This is a genomic window from Rhodococcus sp. LW-XY12, from assembly GCF_019317345.1.
GTDB lineage: Bacteria > Actinomycetota > Actinomycetes > Mycobacteriales > Mycobacteriaceae > Rhodococcus > Rhodococcus pyridinivorans.
Map to the genome: position 1 here is coordinate 500,378 of NZ_CP079225.1, position 15,440 is coordinate 515,817.

Consider the following 15,440-nt stretch of genomic DNA (forward strand, 5'->3'; position numbering starts at 1 on the left):
TTCTATTCGAAGGTGGGTGACGGTGGACTTCGCACGTGACGAGACACAGGAGGAAATCGCCGGTGTGGCGGCCGGTCTCCTGAAACGCGGCCTCACCGACGACGCGTTGTGGGCCGCGCTGGCCGACGCCGACCTGCTCTCGCTCGCTCTGCCGGAGCGTCTCGGCGGGTCGGGCCTCGGGCTCGGCGAGGTCGCCACCGTGCTCACCGAGATCGGACGCGGAGCCGCGCAGACCCCGGCCCTGGCCACCCTCGGCCTGGGCGTGCTGCCGATCCTCGCGCTCGCCTCCGAACAGCAACAGGACGACCTGCTCGCCGGCGTCGCCGAAGGAGCCGTGCTCACGGCCGCGCTCGGCGAACCGGGGCGCGCCTTCCCGGAGCAACCGGCCGCCACGGCGGTCGCCACCGACGGGGGCCACGCGGTCACCGGTTCGTTCGTCGCCGTGCCCTACGCCGATCGGGCACGCGTGGTGCTGCTGCCCACCGACGCAGGCGTGGTCGCGGTGGCTCCCGACGCCGTGGGCATGACCCTGCGTTCGAGCCCCACCTCGACCGGCTCTCCCGAGTTCTCGGTGCGCGCCGACGGCGCCGTGGGTGTCCTGCTCGCCGAATCCGGCACCGACGCTGTGGCGATGCTCCACCGGATCGCGCTCGCCGCCGTGGCGGCCTTCGCCGACGGACTGCTCTCCGGGGCAACCGAACTCACGGCGAAGCACGTCAGCGAGCGGCACCAGTTCGGCAAGCCGCTCGCGACCTTCCAGGCCGTCGCACAGCAGATCGCCGACGTCTACGTCACCGCCCGCACCCTGCACGTCGCGGCGCTGTCGTCGGTCTGGCGCCTGGCCGAAGGTCTCGACGCCGCGGACGATCTCGACATCACCGCCTACTGGATCGCCGCCGAACTGCCGCCGGCCATGCGGGTGCTGCACCACCTGCACGGCGGCGTGGGTGTGGACGAGACCTATCCGCTGCACAAGTACTCGTCGACCGCCAAGGACCTCGCCCGGTTGCTCGGCGGCGCCTCGTACCGACTCGACCTCGTGGGGGCCCGGTGTTCATCGATCTGACCGACGACCAGCGCGCACTGCAAGCCGAACTGCGGCGCTACTTCAGCAGCCTCGTCTCACCCGAGGAGGCTGCGATCATGCGCACGGAGCGGCACGGCCCCACCTATCGCGAGGTCGTGCGTCGCATGGGCAAGGACGGTTGGCTCGGCGTAGGCTGGCCCGTCGAGTTCGGCGGCCGCGGCTTCGGCGACGTGGAACAGCAGATCTTCGCCAACGAGGCCGTCCGCGCCGACGTGCCGTTGCCGAGCGTCACCCTGCAGACCGTCGGCCCGACCCTGCAGGTCTACGGGACCGACGAACAGAAGCGAAAGTTCCTGCCCGCCATCCTCGCCGGCGAGGTGCACTTCGCCATCGGCTACTCCGAACCCGAGGCCGGTACCGACCTCGCCGCCCTGCGCACCACCGCCGTCCGCGACGGCGACCACTACATCGTCAACGGACAGAAGATCTTCACCACCGGCGGGCACGACGCCGACTACATCTGGCTCGCCGTCCGCACCGGCCCCGCCGACTCGCGTCACCGCGGCATCTCCGTGCTCATCGTCGACACCAAGGATCCCGGCTTCAGCTGGACGCCGATCATCACGTGCGACGGTGCCCACCACGTCAACGCCACCTACTACAGCGACGTACGCGTTCCCGTCGAGATGCTCGTCGGCGAGGAGAACAAGGGCTGGAAGCTCATCACCACCCAACTCAACCACGAACGCGTCATGCTCGGCCCGGCCGGTCGCGTCGCCGGCATCTACGACCGGCTCGTCGAATGGGTCCGCGCCCACGAACTCCGGGACCGCCCCGAGGTGCGACGCGCACTCGGCGAGATCCACGCGACCTGGCGACTCAACGAACTGCTCAACTGGCAGGTCGCGGCGAGCAGCAACGACGCCGTCGACATCGCCGATGCCTCGGCGACCAAGGTGTTCGCCACCGAGCGGATCCAGCGCGTCGGGCGCCTCGCCGAGGAGATCGTCGGTGCCTTCGGCGATCCGGCCGACGACGACACCGCCGATCTGCTCCGCTGGCTCGACATGATGGCCAAACGCAATGTCGTCATCACCTTCGGCGGTGGCGTCAACGAGGTGATGCGCGAACTGATCGCCACCGCCGGTCTGGGCATGCCGCGGGTCCCGCGGTGAGGCAGGAGAATTCGGTGACACAAGGTTCGGTGACACGAGATGCTCGAGGGAGGATCCCCGAGGAGATCCGGCAGGCGGCCGAGAAGGTCCGCGGCGACGGCCCGTCCGCGCCGCGACCCGGCCGCGATCCGGTGAACATGCCGATGATCCGCAACTGGCTCGAGGCGATCGGCGACGACAACCCGATCTACACCGACGAGACCGCGGCGATCGCAGCCGGTCACGGTGGTCTCGTGGCCCCGCCCGCGATGGCGCAGGTGTGGACGATGCGCGGCCTCGGCGCCGAACGCGAGAAGGACGACCCGCTCGGCCGGATGACGCAGATCCTCGACGACGCCGGCTACACCTCGGTGGTCGCCACCAACTGCGACCAGATCTACCACCGCTACCTGCGCCACGGCGAGCAGGTGACGATCGAATCCACCCTCGAGGACGTCGTCGGCCCGAAGCGGACCGGGCTCGGAGAGGGATGGTTCTTCACCACCCGCAACCTGTGGAAGGTCGGCGACGAGGTCGTCGCCGAGATGCTCTTCCGCATCCTGAAGTTCGCACCGCCGTCGAAGGACGAGCGCGCGGAGACGTCGGAAGACCGGCCCACATCCGCGGTACGCGACGATCTCGACCCCACGCGGATGCTCCGCCCGTCCGTCTCCCGCGACACGCAATTCTTCTGGGACGGCGTGGCCACCCACGAACTGCGCATCCAGCAACGCCCCGACGGCACCCTGCAGCACCCACCCGTCCCGGCGCTCTGGCTCGACAAGTCGGAAACCACCGACTACGTCGTATCCTCCGGTCGCGGAACGGTGTTCAGCTTCGTCGTCCACCACGCGCCCAAGGTGCCGGGGCGGCAGGTGCCCTTCGTCGTCGCGCTCGTCGAACTCGACGAGGGTGTCCGGATGCTCGGTGAACTCCGCGACGTCGACCCTGGACAGGTACGCATCGGGATGCCGGTCGAGGTCACCTTCCTCGACTTCCCCGGCGACGACGAGACCGGCGGGCAGCCGTGGACGCTGTACGCCTGGAAGCCCCTCGAGGAGGACGTGTGAGCACCCCGACCGTCACGACGGGCGAGAGCCTGCCCTCCCTCGGGATCCACGCCGATCCCACCTTCATCGTGTCGACGGCCCTGGCCACACGCGACTTCCAGGACGTGCACCACGACCGCGACAAGGCACAGCAGCGCGGATCGAAGGACATCTTCGTCAACATCCTCACCGACACCGGCCTCGTGCAGCGCTACGTCACCGACTGGGCCGGCCCCCGCGCGGTGGTGAAGTCGATCTCGCTGAGACTGGGTGTGCCCTGGTACGCCTACGACACCCTGACCCTCTCGGGTACCGTCGCGTCCGTCGAGGACGGACTGGTCACCGTCGACATCACCGGCACCAACAGTCTGGGCAAACACATCACGGCCACAGCCACTGTCGTGATCGGAGGCACCGCATGAGCGGCCTGTCGGGTGCAGCGGCGATCGTCGGCATCGGCGCGACCGACTTCTCGAAGGACTCCGGCCGCAGCGAACTCCGCCTCGCGGCCGAAGCGGTGTGCGCCGCCCTCGACGACGCGGGACTGACCCCGGCCGACGTCGACGGTCTGGTCTCGTTCACGATGGACACCAACACCGAAGTGGCCGTGGCCCGTTCGGTGGGCATTCCCCACCTGAAGTTCTTCTCCCGCATCCACTACGGCGGCGGTGCGGCGTGCGCGACGGTGCAGCAGGCGGCGATGGCCGTCGCGACCGGCGTGGCCGACGTGGTGGTCGCGTACCGGGCGTTCAACGAGCGGTCCGGCGCGCGGTACGGGCAGGTCAACATTGACCTTGCCGCACAGGTGAATTCGTCGGGAACCGACAACGCGTTCTCCTACCCGCACGGGCTGAGCACACCGGCCTCGTTCGTCGCGATGGTCGCGCAACGCTACATGCACGTCTCCGGTGCGACGAGCGCCGACTTCGGCGCCGTGGCGGTCGCGGATCGGGCGCACGCCGCCACGAACCCGAAGGCGTTCTTCCACGGCAAGCCGATCACGCTCGAGGACCACCAGAACTCGCGGTGGATCGCCGAGCCGCTGCACCTGCTCGACTGCTGCCAGGAATCGGACGGCGGCGTCGCGATCGTCGTCACCAGCGCCGCGCGGGCGAAGGACCTGAAGCAGACCCCAGCGATGATCGCGGCCGCGGCGCAGGGGAGCGGACCCGATCAGTACATCATGACCAGCTACTACCGGGACGGGCTCACAGGCCTGCCGGAGATGGGCATCGTCGGCGACCAGTTGTGGGAGCAGGCGGGCATCGGGCCGCAGGACATCGCCACGGCCGTGCTCTACGACCACTTCACCCCGTACGTGCTCATGCAGCTCGAAGAACTCGGTTTCTGCGGCCGCGGTGAGGCCAAGGACTTCGTCGCCGACGGCATCCAGGTGGGCGGACGGCTACCGATCAACACGCACGGCGGTCAGCTGGGCGAGGCCTACATCCACGGCATGAACGGCATCGCGGAGGGCGTACGGCAGATCCGCGGCACGGCCGTCAACCAGGTCGACGACGTCGACCACGTCCTGGTCACGGCAGGAACAGGAGTTCCGACCTCAGGGCTGGTGCTGTCGCGGTCCTGACGCCGTTTCCCTCCCAGGGGACCGCAGGCCTGCCTACTATGAAGGCCCACACTCCGGTGATATCCCCGTGGGAGGACCCATGTCGGTCACGGACGGACATGTCGTGCATCCGACGCGCGAACAGCGGGTCCAGAACGGTCTCGCCGCTCGGAGGGGCACTCCCGTCGAGTCGCTGGCCGATCTCGGGGAGTCGTCCCGGGATCCGATCGCGCTGCTCGAGAGTCAGGCGCAGTCGCGCGTCCCCCAGCTCGTTCCGGTCCGGTACGGCCGCATGGCGACGTCGGCGTTCGCGTTCTTCCGCGGTGCTGCACTGGTGATGGCCGACGATCTGTCGCGCACATCCGACAGTGGTCTGCACACACAGCTGTGCGGCGACGCCCACGCGAGCAATTTCGGCCTGTTCGCGACTCCGGAACGGAGAACGGCCTTCGACGTCAACGACTTCGACGAAACCTATCCGGGGCCGTTCGAATGGGACGTCAAGCGCCTGGTCGCAAGCCTCGAGATCGCCGGTCGCGACAACGGGTTCACCGCGAAGGAACGCCGGAAGATCACCCGGGCATGTGCCGCAGAGTACCGCGAGACGATCTGTAGGCAAGCGCAACTCGGAAATCTGGCCGTGCGGTACTCCCACCTCGATCCCACGACCGAGATAGCGGGGTTGGGTGGCCTGCTGGATGCGAAGATGGAGAAACGCACGCGGAAAGCGCTCGACAAGGCCTCGCGCCGCGACAGCCTCCAGGCACTGGAGAAGCTGACCACCATCATCGACGGTCACCGCCGGATCATCAGCGATCCGCCGCTCATCGTGCCCGTCGAAGAGGTCTTCGCCGACCTCGACGCCGAGGCGATCTACGACGAGTTGTACGGCCGTGTCCGTTCGTACCGGGCGACACTACAGTGGGACCGCCGAGTCCTCCTCGAACAGTTCGAACTGGTCCAGGCCGCGCGGAAGGTCGTCGGAGTGGGCAGTGTCGGCACGCGGGCGTGGATCCTCCTGCTGCGCGGTGCGGACGACGACGATCCGTTGTTCCTGCAGGCGAAGGAGGCCCAGCGTTCGGTGCTGTCGTACTACGTCGACGGTCCGACCTTCCGGAACGAGGGCGAACGGGTCGTCAACGGTCAGCGGCTGATGCAGTCGGCGAGCGACATCTTCCTCGGCTGGCAGCAGGGCGCCGGGGCCGACGGGGTGAACCGGGATTTCTATATCCGTCAGCTCCGCGACGGCAAGGGTTCGGCGGTGATCGAGGAGATGGTGCCCAAGGGCCTGAAGCTCTACGGCCGACTCTGCGGCCGAGTCCTCGCCTTCGCCCATGCGCGGGCCGGCGACCGGATCGCACTGGCGGCCTATCTCGGCACGGACGAGGAGTTCGACGAGGCGGTCTCGTCGTTCGCGGTGGCCTACGCGGACCGCAACGAACGCGACCTGCAGGCGCTGCACGACGCCATCGAACAGGGACGGGTGAAGGCCCGGACCGGGCTCTGATCCCCGTCTGATTCGTGCCTGCTCCCCGGGCATGTCCGCTGTCCGGGAATCACCCATCCGTCCTTTCGCTCGGCGCGGTACAAGGGAGGTGATCACGCGCCGACGGAAGGACGTCATGATGGGTTTCGAGGGCAAGGTCGCATTCGTGACGGGAGCGGCGCGGGGCCAAGGACGCTCGCACGCCGTCGCATTCGCCGAGGCAGGCGCCGACGTGGTCGTCTGCGACCGGTGTTCCGACTCACCGGTGGTGGGATATCCGCTGGCGACCGAGGAGGACCTCGCGGAGACGGTGCAACTCGTCGAGGCGACCGGTCGCCGCGCCGTCTCTGCGACACTCGACACCGCCGACCGTCCGGCGATGGACGCGCTGGTGGCTCGTGCCCATGCCGAACTCGGGCGGGTCGACATCGCGGTCGCCAATGCCGGGGTGTCGGTCGCGGCACCGGTGTACCGCATGCCGCAGGAGATGTGGGACGAAGCGATCGCGTCCAATCTCACCGGGGTGTTCAACACCGTCGCCGCGGTCACGCCGGGGATGATCGAACGCGGCTACGGTCGTATCGTCACGGTGTCGTCGATGCTCGGCCGAGCGGGCAACACCAACATGGCCGCGTATGCGGCGTCGAAGTGGGGCGTGATCGGCCTGACGAAGAGCGCCGCCCTGGACCTCGCGCAGAACGGCATCACCGTCAACGCCGTCGCCCCGGGCAACATCTCCACGCCGATGATCCACAACGACGCGCTCTACGGGATGCTGCGGCCCGACCTCGAACATCCGACCGCCGACGATGTCGCTCCGGTGTTCACCTCCCTGCACGCACAACCGGTGCCGTGGCTCGACCCGGCCGAGGTCACCCGTGCGGTTCTGTTCTTCGCCGACGAGGCGTCCGCACACATCTCCGGCACCGTGCTGCCGATCGACGCCGGCAACGCCGCCCGGGTGACGGGCTGAGCGATCCTCCCGGCGGAGCGATGAGAAAACCCGTCGAACCGTGTCGGTCTCTTCGTGCACACTGTGCTCACCACCACAGTCAGGGGAGAAACTGATGGCCGACGCCATAGTTGCAGAAGGACTGATCAAGACATACGGGCAGCTCAGAGCGCTCGACGGGGTAGATCTGCGAGTGCCGGAGGGGACGGTCACCGCGCTGCTCGGGCCCAATGGGGCCGGAAAGACCACCACGGTGCGGGTGTTGACGACACTGCTCGTCCCCGATGCCGGTCGCGCCGAAGTGGCGGGATACGACGTCCTCACCGAGGCGCGAAAGCTCCGCTCCAGGATCGGAGCATCGGGGCAGTACGCGGCGGTCGACGAATATCTCACAGGCTTCGAGAACCTCGAGATGGTCGGCCGGCTGTACCACCTCGGCGCCAAACGCAGTCGCCTCCGGGCACGCGAGTTGCTCGAACAGTTCGATCTCGAAGAAGCGGGCGATCGCCCGGTCAAGGGTTATTCGGGCGGTATGCGACGCCGCCTCGACCTCGCCGGTGCGCTCGTCGCCGATCCTCCGGTGCTGTTCCTCGACGAACCCACGACGGGTCTCGATCCGCGGGCCCGCCTCGGGTTGTGGGACGTCATCGACACCCTCGTGCAACGCGGCACGACGCTGCTGCTGACGACGCAGTACATGGACGAGGCCGAACGCCTCGCCGACGACATCGTCGTGATCGATCGGGGCACGGTCATCGCCCGCGGCACGGCCGACGAGCTCAAGAGCCGCGTCGGTGGCGAACGCATCGAACTCGCCGTGACCGACACCGATCAGCGCGACCGCGCGGTTCGCGAGCTCGAATCGGTGGCGTCCGGGGAGGTCAGGGTCGAGCGCAGTACCGGCCGCATCACCGTGCCGGTCAGCGGCGACTCGGGCGGCGGAACCGACGGGCTCGTGATGGCGCTCGGGAAGCTGTCGGCCGCGGGCATCCGGGTCTCCGACGTCGCACTGCGGAAACCGACCCTCGACGACGTGTTCCTCACGCTCACCGGTCGCGGCACGGACGAGAAGGTCGAGGAGGCGGTGTCGTGAACACACTCGAGATGGTCGCATCCGACGGCCTGACCATTGCCAAGCGCAACATGATCAAGATCAAGCGTGTGCCGGATCTGCTGGTCTTCACGACGCTGTCGCCGATCATGTTCGTGCTGCTCTTCGCATACGTCTTCGGCAGCGCGATCGACGTTCCCGGCGTCTCGTACCGGGAGTTCCTCATCGCAGGCATCTTCACCCAGACGGTCATCTTCGGATCCACCTGGACGGGCCTCGGGATGGTCGAAGACCTGCAGAAGGGCATCATCGACCGGTTCCGGTCGCTGCCGATGGCCCCGTCCGCGGTGCTCATCGGACGCACCAGCACCGACGTGCTGATCAATGTGCTCAGCCTCGTGGTGATGTCGTTGACCGGTCTTCTCGTGGGGTGGCGGATCAACACCTCGGTCGGTGAGGCGCTCGCCGGCTACCTGTTGCTGTTGTTGTTCGCCTACGCCCTGTCGTGGGTGATGGCCGTGATCGGCATGTGGATCCGCACACCCGAGGTCTTCAACAACGCGAGCTTCATGGTGATCTTCCCGCTGTCGTTCATCGCCAACACGTTCGTCGACCCGTCGTCGATGCCGACGGTGCTGCGCGTCATCGCCGAATGGAATCCCATCTCGGCCGTCACGCAGGCGGTCCGCGAACTGTTCGGCAACACCAATCCCATGGTGCCGCCCCCCGACGTGTGGCCCCTGCAGAATCCGGTCCTCGCGTCGCTGATGTGGACAGCGTTGATGCTGATCGTGTTCGTGCCGTTCGCGATCCGCAGGTACCAGAAGGCCGTCAGTCGCTGACCGTCGGCGTCCGGCCGGCGGGTGGGTTCATCCCGGGTAGGGCGCGTACTGGCGCTGACGCAACAGCGTCGCCAGGTGCACGGCGTTGCGGGCGACGGATTCGGTGGTCGAGCGCACCGCGTCGGGGATCTCGTCGAGATCCTTGAAGTCGGTGCCCGACATCGCCTCGCCGTTCCAGTAGGTCGAGCCCTGCGCAGGGATCGAGAAACCGATGTCGTTGAGGCTCTGGAACAGGTCGGCGACGATCTTGTGCGCGCCGTCCTCGTTGCCGACGACTGCGGCGATCCCGACCTTGCCCACCATGCGTGGACGGTTCTCGTCGTCGGTGTTCGACAGTTCGGCATCGAGCCGCTCGAGGACGCGCTGGGCGACGCTCGACATGTGTCCCACCCAGGTCGGTGTGGCGACGAGCAGGATGTCGGCCGAGACGATGCGCTCGACGATCTCCGGCCATTGATCCCCATCGCCCATGTCGGCTTCGACACCGGGCTTGACGTCGAAGTCGACGACCCGGACGGTTTCGACGCTGACGTCGTGCTTCGACAGTGCGTCGAACACGTGCGCCACCATCTTGTCGGTGCTGGACTCGGCGGGGGACGGCTTGAGCGTGCAGTTCAGGGCCACGGCGTGCAGTGCTGTCATGTGCCCGGGATACCCGAGTTACACCACGACAATCACCTACAACACGACAGTCAGCGACCGCGTGCGGCCGCCCAACTGTCGATCGCCGCCGAGAACTCGAACGAGGTGGGCAGCAGCGCCACCTGGTCGGCCGGGCCGGGCTGCAGCGGGCCGAGTTCCTCGAGACTGTGGTTGGCGGTGGTGAAGTGCTCGAACTGCAGGTCGGTGTGGGCGAGGGCGTTTCGCAGCGGCTCGACCTGCGCGCAGTTGATGTTCAGGTCCTTGTCGGAACAGGTGAGCAGCACCGGGGTGTCGGCCGCCAGCTCCGCGGCGAGCTCAACCGGGTCGAGCTGGTCGGACTCGAAGAGGAACTTCGCGTTCGCGGGGTTCATGCCGAACTGCGCGAGGATCGGGTGCAGATCGGTGGGGAAGGCCCCGGTCGTCCGCAGCGACTCGACGGCACGCGGCAGGTCGGCCCGGACCGCCTCGCCGTCGGGGCCGAGCTGTCCGGAATCCACCACGGCATTCAGCTGGGCGGTCAGCAGGTCCAGGTAGCGCATCGGCAGCGGAGCGAGAAGTGCGAAGCCGCTTCCGATACCGCGATCGGCGAGTGCGAGCGCGGTCAGTGCACCCTCGCTGTGTCCGAGGACGAGGATCTCCTCGGGGGAGACTCCGGTGTGTTCAGCGAGCAGACGCACCGCGGCTTCGGCGTGGTCGACCTGCTCGGTGAAGCCGTACTCGCCGATGGTCTCGACCGTGTAGGACCCGAGGCCCGTCTCACCGGCCCCGATCTTGTCGAAGCGCAGGCTCGCGATGCCGTGGGCGGCGAGTGCGTCCGCGGTGCGCACCAGGGTGTCGGCCGCCCAGCCGGGCTGGTTGCCGTTGCGATCGGTGGTGCCGCTGCCCGGGAGCAGCAGTGCGGCGGCCACCGCGGCTCCGTCCGGGTTGCGGAGGCTGCCGTGGAAGGTGGTGCCGTCGGCCTCGAAGGTCACCGGGGCGTCGGTGCCGTTCGACACGGCGACCGAACCCGTGTCGGGAAGGGCCACCGCGGTTCCCGCGAGTGTCACACCTCCCGCGAGAACCAGCACGGGCACAGCAGCAGCACCGATCCACCTTCGCACGTTCCGCATGGTGCGAACCCTAGCAAAGGACTGCGCTGTGCCCGTGGTGAGCGAGGACGCCCGTGGGAGATCAGGGGAGCAGGGTGTCGATGAAGGTGTTGCTGAAGACCCGATGCGGATCGAGACGGTTGTAGACCGCGCGAGCCGAATCCCAGTTCTCGTCCGAGGGAACACCTTCCCGGTAGGTGTCGGGCAGGCCCTGCGTCAGGATCTGCTCGTCGGTGTACGGCAGGTCGGGACCGAACGCCCAGCCCTTCGACCATTCCGGCCGGAAGGTCGAGTCGCTTCCGTTGTACCGCTGCCGCATCCACTGCTCCATCTCCCGGTAGAAGGCGAACATGCCGGGAGTTCCCGGGACACCGAGAACGTTGAGCCAGATGGCGGTGTCCCATTCCGGGTGGTCGGGACGCGGGCGGGTCGACGCGATCGTCGGCGGTCCCGCCGATGGGACGAGGACGTCCTCCGGCCGATCCAGTCCGCAGCACCGGATTTCGACCGGACCGTTGAGAGGGAACTGTCCCAGGCTGCGGTAGTGCTCGATGCGCTCGGAGAACCAGTGCGCGAAGTCGTGGATCACGTTGGCGATGTTGGCGCGGTTCGTGAGCACCGCACCGCCACCCTCGGTCAGTCGCAGGGTGGTCGCCTTGATGTAGAACTGCAGATCCTTCGACCAGCCCCAGATGTCGGACGATCCCGTCGCTGCGAGACCGGCCACGGTCACGCCGTAATAGGTCTGACCGAAAGCCGGTGCGATCGAAGTGTTCCCGGCCGTGATGTGCCCCAGCAGGTCGGTGATCGGTTCGGGCACGTTGTCGGAGAACGGGTAGTTGTACGGCCCGGTGACCTCCCGCGAGGTGGCCGGCTTCTCCGGTGCGAGCGACCACACCTTCATCCACGGACGTTCCGTGAACGGATACCAGATCGCCTCGGCCCGCCCCGCCGAATCGACGAACGACTCGAAGGTCCGACCCGGCGAACCGGCGGGGGAGAACAGTTCCTGCCAGGTGATGTCGGTGAAGGACTGGCAGCGCATGCGATAGTTCGGTCCGGCCTGCAACGTGACGGACGTGATGAACGTCCGGCCGAGATGCGTGAGCAGCGGGGTGATCTCGGGATCGGCGCGGGTGAAGGTACGCAGTGCGTAGGCGCTGCCGTCCCACACGACGGCGGTCAGTTCGGTCACGAGATTGCTCAGCGACCCGAAGGTGTGACCGGGGAGGGTGGATTCACCGTTGGCGGGCAGGGCGGCGCCGTGCGCGTTGACGGCGAGCGCCCCGGCGATCGACAACACGCCGGGCGCAGGAAGATTCGCGAGTCCGAGACCGTGGTCCTGCAATGCAGTGGTGATGACGTCGAGCGTCGCGCCGGGACCTGCCGTGACGGTCGCGGGGGAGCCTCCGGGGTTCACCTGGACCCAGTCGAGATGGAGCATGGTGTCGGCGAGGATCACCCGGTCGACGGGTGCGCCGTTGACGATCGTCAGCGGTGTCCAGCCGTGCATGGCCCCGCGCGGACGGATGGTGTATCCGTTCTCGTGCGCCCAGTTCACCAGGCGCACCACGTCGTCGGGGGTGCGAGGCGCGCAGGTCCAGATGGCGTCCAGCATGATCTCCTTGGACCAGTTCTGGTACGCCTGCTGGTAGAGATCGATGCCGTCGGGGAACACCGGGGGAGTGGGGAGCGTCGAGGCCGCGGACCCGGAGGGGACGGCATGTACCGGGGTCCATCCACCGAGGGCGGAGACCGCCAACGCACCGGCGCCGGCCGCGAGGAAACCGCGCCGCGACAGGCGCGGCGACGAATCACGAAGTGTCATGTTCGAATGTCGCTCTTTCGGGAGGGCGTGGCGATCACGCCACGGTGAGTACCACGTCGGCCAGGGCAGGGGCGAGATCGCGTTCGATGACGGAGACGGTCACGAGTTTGCGGTCGCCGTCGTTCCACACGCGCACCCGGAGGGTCTCGCCGGGGAAGACCACACCGGCGAACCGGGCGCGGAATCCCTTCACGCGCGATGCGTCGGCGTCGAGCAGACCGTCGGTCACCGCCTTGCACACGATGCCGTAGGTGCACAGCCCGTGCAGAATCGGTGCCGGGAAGCCCGCCGCGGATGCGAACTCGGGATCGGAGTGGAGGGGATTGCGGTCGCCGCACAGGCGGTAGAGCAGCGCCTGCTGTGGAAGGGTCGGCACGTCGAACTCGGCGTCCGGTTCACGATCGGGATACTCCACCGACTCCGACGGGCCGCGCTCGCCGCCGAAACCACCCTCACCGCGGGCGAAGATCGACGACCGCGCGGTCCACAGGGGATTGCCGTCGAGATCCTCGGTCACCGATTCCTGCACGACGACCGCGGCCTTGCCCTTGTCCCACACCTCGGCGATGCGGGTGACCGTGCGGCCCTTGCCCGAAGCGGGGATGGGCGCGTGCACGGTCACCTCCTGGCTGCCGTGGACGACCTTGGCGAGATCGATCTCGATCCCGGGGAACGAGACCTTCGGCGGCTCGACCTGGTGGAAGGTCGCGGCGACGGTCGCGAAGGTGGGGAGTACCTGGGGACCCCTGTCCCGGAGGTAACGCAGTTCACCCGCGTCGGTGGGATGGGACCCGGCACCGATGCCGAGGTTGTAGAGCTGGACATCGGTGCTGCTCCACTCGAGCTCCTGAGCGGGCAGTTCGGCTCCGACGGCAACCGAGGGATCGATGGGCACGGGTACTTCCTTTCTACGGCTCGAACGCGAGTCGATCGGGTCACACGGTGTCGGCGGATTCTCGCAGCTCTTCGGCACGTTCGTCACGCGTGCGGTCCAGGATGTCCAGGGCCGCGAGATAGCCGAAGGTCATCGCCGGTCCGATGGTGGCGCCGGGCCCGGCGTAGGTGTGACCCATGACCGGGGAGCTGGCGTTACCGGTCGCGTACAGGCCGTCGATCACGCTGCCGTCCTCGCGCACCACCCGGCCATGGACATCGGTGACGAGCCCGCCCTTGGTGCCGAGATCGCCGGGGACCACCTTGAACGCGTAGAACGGGGCCTTGTCGACCACGCCGAGGCTCGGATTCGGCTTGTTGCGCGGATCCCCGTAGTAGTGGTCGTAGTGGGATTCGCCGCGGCCGAAGTCCTCGTCCTTGCCGGCCCGGGCGAAGCCGTTGAACCGCTGCACCGTCTCGGTGAGGGCGTCGGCCGGTACCCCGATCTTCTCGGCGAGTTCGGCGACGGAACCGGCCTTGACGAGCACCCCGGCCTCGAGCCACCGGCGGGGGAAGGGAGTGCGGGGGGTGATGCCGGCGAAGGTGTAGCGGTCGCGGTAGCGCTGATCGAGGATCAGCCAGCTGGGGATGTTCTCGCCCGGTCCCTCGCCGCGGCCGTGCTTGCCGCCGTACATCGCATGCGTCGCTTCGACGTAGGGCGCCGACTCGTTGACGAAACGCTTGCCTGCGGCGTTGACCATGAGGCACCCGGGGAGGCTGCGTTCCGACAGTGCGAACCACGGGCCGCCGGTGAGAGTGAAGGACGGTCCCCACCAGGCATCGTCCATGAAATCGACTGCGGCGCCCAGCTTCTGTCCGGCGCGGATGCCGTCTCCGGTGTTCGCCTTCGCGCCCACGGTCCACTCGGTGCCGATCGGCTGACGCTGGTACTGCGCCCGCATCTCGGCGTTGTGCTCGAAACCGCCGCTTGCGAGGATCACGCCCTTGCGGGCACGGATGACGCACTTCTCGCCGTTCGCGACCACCTCGACGCCGCGCACGACCCCGTCCTCGACGACGAGGTCGGTGAGCGCCGTCTCCAGTAGCAGGGGCACACCGGCGTCGCGCAGACCGATCCGCAGCCCGGCCATGAGCGCCTGGCCTCGGACGAGCAGGTGCTTCTTGGTGATGTTCGCCCAGACGAACCGAGCGCCGACCCGCATGGCGCGAACCGGTCCGCGCGGATTCCGCATGAGCAGGTTCAGCCACTTGTAGTCGGCCTGGGTGATGACGAAGTTCTTGGGAGCTCGGGCGTAGTCGGGTTCGAGGAGAGCGAGATCCTCGCCGAGACGGCGGCCGTCGAAGGGCGTCGGTTCGACCGAACGGCCACTGGGACGTCCGCCCGGCGCCTCGGGGTAGTAGTCGGAATAGCCCGGTACCCATTGCAGTTCGAGGGCGCTGTTCTTCAGGACGAAGGAGAGCATCTCCGGTCCGCGATCGATGTAGGTGTCGATCTTCTCGGCAGGTACGCCGTCGCCGATGATGCTGTGGAGGTACTTCCGGGCTTCTTCGGGGGTGTCGTCCACCCCGGCGGACTTCAGCGCCTCGTTGTTGGGAATCCACACACCGCCGCCCGATCGGGCGCTCGACCCGCCGTAGCGCGACGCCTTCTCGATCAGGACCACGTCGGCGCCCTTGCGGGCTGCGGTGATGGCGGCGGTCATTCCGCCGGCACCGCTGCCGACGACAACGATGTCGTACTCCTGCTTCGTCATGTAGAACACGTTATAGAAATGGCGGTGCCGAGTCCATCCCCGAATGCGAAGAGCCCTGGACGTGAAGCGAAGACGCGGTGACGCCGACACTGGAACGCGATATCGC

14 protein-coding genes are annotated in these 15,440 nt (G+C 67.8%); 9 read left to right on the forward strand and 5 right to left on the reverse strand.

What is annotated here, in order from left to right; translation table 11 throughout:
* Window positions 1-22 precede the first annotated feature (22 nt).
* From KXC42_RS02385 to KXC42_RS02425, 9 genes are all read left to right on the forward strand, one after another.
* Complete coding sequence (locus tag KXC42_RS02385; RefSeq protein ID WP_112319932.1) at window positions 23-1,066, forward strand: acyl-CoA dehydrogenase family protein; 1,044 nt, start codon at window positions 23-25, stop codon at window positions 1,064-1,066.
* Complete coding sequence (locus tag KXC42_RS02390) at window positions 1,051-2,202, forward strand: acyl-CoA dehydrogenase family protein (RefSeq protein WP_006550465.1); 1,152 nt, start codon at window positions 1,051-1,053, stop codon at window positions 2,200-2,202. Before KXC42_RS02385 ends, KXC42_RS02390 begins: the two co-directional genes overlap by 16 nt.
* Before the next feature lie 29 nt (window positions 2,203-2,231).
* Window positions 2,232-3,251, forward strand: coding sequence for a bifunctional MaoC family dehydratase N-terminal/OB-fold nucleic acid binding domain-containing protein (locus KXC42_RS02395; RefSeq protein ID WP_033096916.1), 1,020 nt, complete (start codon window positions 2,232-2,234; stop codon window positions 3,249-3,251).
* Window positions 3,248-3,652: a MaoC family dehydratase gene (locus KXC42_RS02400; RefSeq protein ID WP_033096915.1), complete on the forward strand. Its 405-nt coding sequence runs from the start codon at window positions 3,248-3,250 to the stop codon at window positions 3,650-3,652. The genes KXC42_RS02395 and KXC42_RS02400 overlap by 4 nt, the downstream gene beginning before the upstream one ends.
* Window positions 3,649-4,818: a lipid-transfer protein gene (locus tag KXC42_RS02405; protein ID WP_019290166.1), complete on the forward strand. Its 1,170-nt coding sequence runs from the start codon at window positions 3,649-3,651 to the stop codon at window positions 4,816-4,818. Before KXC42_RS02400 ends, KXC42_RS02405 begins: the two co-directional genes overlap by 4 nt.
* A gap of 79 nt (window positions 4,819-4,897) precedes the next feature.
* Window positions 4,898-6,304, forward strand: a complete 1,407-nt coding sequence (locus KXC42_RS02410) for a DUF2252 domain-containing protein (protein WP_006550461.1) — start codon at window positions 4,898-4,900, stop codon at window positions 6,302-6,304.
* Window positions 6,305-6,419: 115 nt separating this feature from the next.
* A complete protein-coding gene (locus KXC42_RS02415; RefSeq protein ID WP_219129879.1) occupies window positions 6,420-7,256 on the forward strand; it encodes a mycofactocin-coupled SDR family oxidoreductase in 837 nt (278 codons plus the stop codon).
* Window positions 7,257-7,350: 94 nt separating this feature from the next.
* Window positions 7,351-8,328, forward strand: a complete 978-nt coding sequence (locus tag KXC42_RS02420; RefSeq protein ID WP_033096913.1) for a daunorubicin resistance protein DrrA family ABC transporter ATP-binding protein — start codon at window positions 7,351-7,353, stop codon at window positions 8,326-8,328.
* 11 nt (window positions 8,329-8,339) lie between these two features.
* Window positions 8,340-9,128 (forward strand): ABC transporter permease, encoded by a 789-nt coding sequence (locus KXC42_RS02425; RefSeq protein WP_170318477.1) that lies wholly within the window; start codon window positions 8,340-8,342, stop codon window positions 9,126-9,128.
* Window positions 9,129-9,155: 27 nt separating this feature from the next.
* On the opposite strand, the gene KXC42_RS02430 is transcribed toward KXC42_RS02425, so the two are convergent.
* From KXC42_RS02430 to kstD, 5 genes are all read right to left on the reverse strand, one after another.
* On the reverse strand, window positions 9,156-9,770 hold the full coding sequence (locus KXC42_RS02430) for a flavodoxin family protein (protein ID WP_219129880.1): 615 nt from the start codon (window positions 9,768-9,770) through the stop codon (window positions 9,156-9,158).
* 50 nt (window positions 9,771-9,820) lie between these two features.
* Window positions 9,821-10,879, reverse strand: coding sequence for a S9 family peptidase (locus KXC42_RS02435; RefSeq protein WP_228044839.1), 1,059 nt, complete (start codon window positions 10,877-10,879; stop codon window positions 9,821-9,823).
* Window positions 10,880-10,940: 61 nt separating this feature from the next.
* Entirely contained in the window at window positions 10,941-12,686 is a 1,746-nt protein-coding gene (locus KXC42_RS02440) for a cholesterol oxidase substrate-binding domain-containing protein (RefSeq protein WP_024102878.1), read from the reverse strand.
* Window positions 12,687-12,720: 34 nt separating this feature from the next.
* Entirely contained in the window at window positions 12,721-13,581 is an 861-nt protein-coding gene (locus KXC42_RS02445; RefSeq protein WP_219129881.1) for a MaoC/PaaZ C-terminal domain-containing protein, read from the reverse strand.
* A 40-nt stretch (window positions 13,582-13,621) separates the two neighbouring features.
* Window positions 13,622-15,334 (reverse strand): 3-oxosteroid 1-dehydrogenase, encoded by a 1,713-nt coding sequence (gene kstD / locus KXC42_RS02450; RefSeq protein WP_006550453.1) that lies wholly within the window; start codon window positions 15,332-15,334, stop codon window positions 13,622-13,624.
* Window positions 15,335-15,440: the final 106 nt, after the last annotated feature.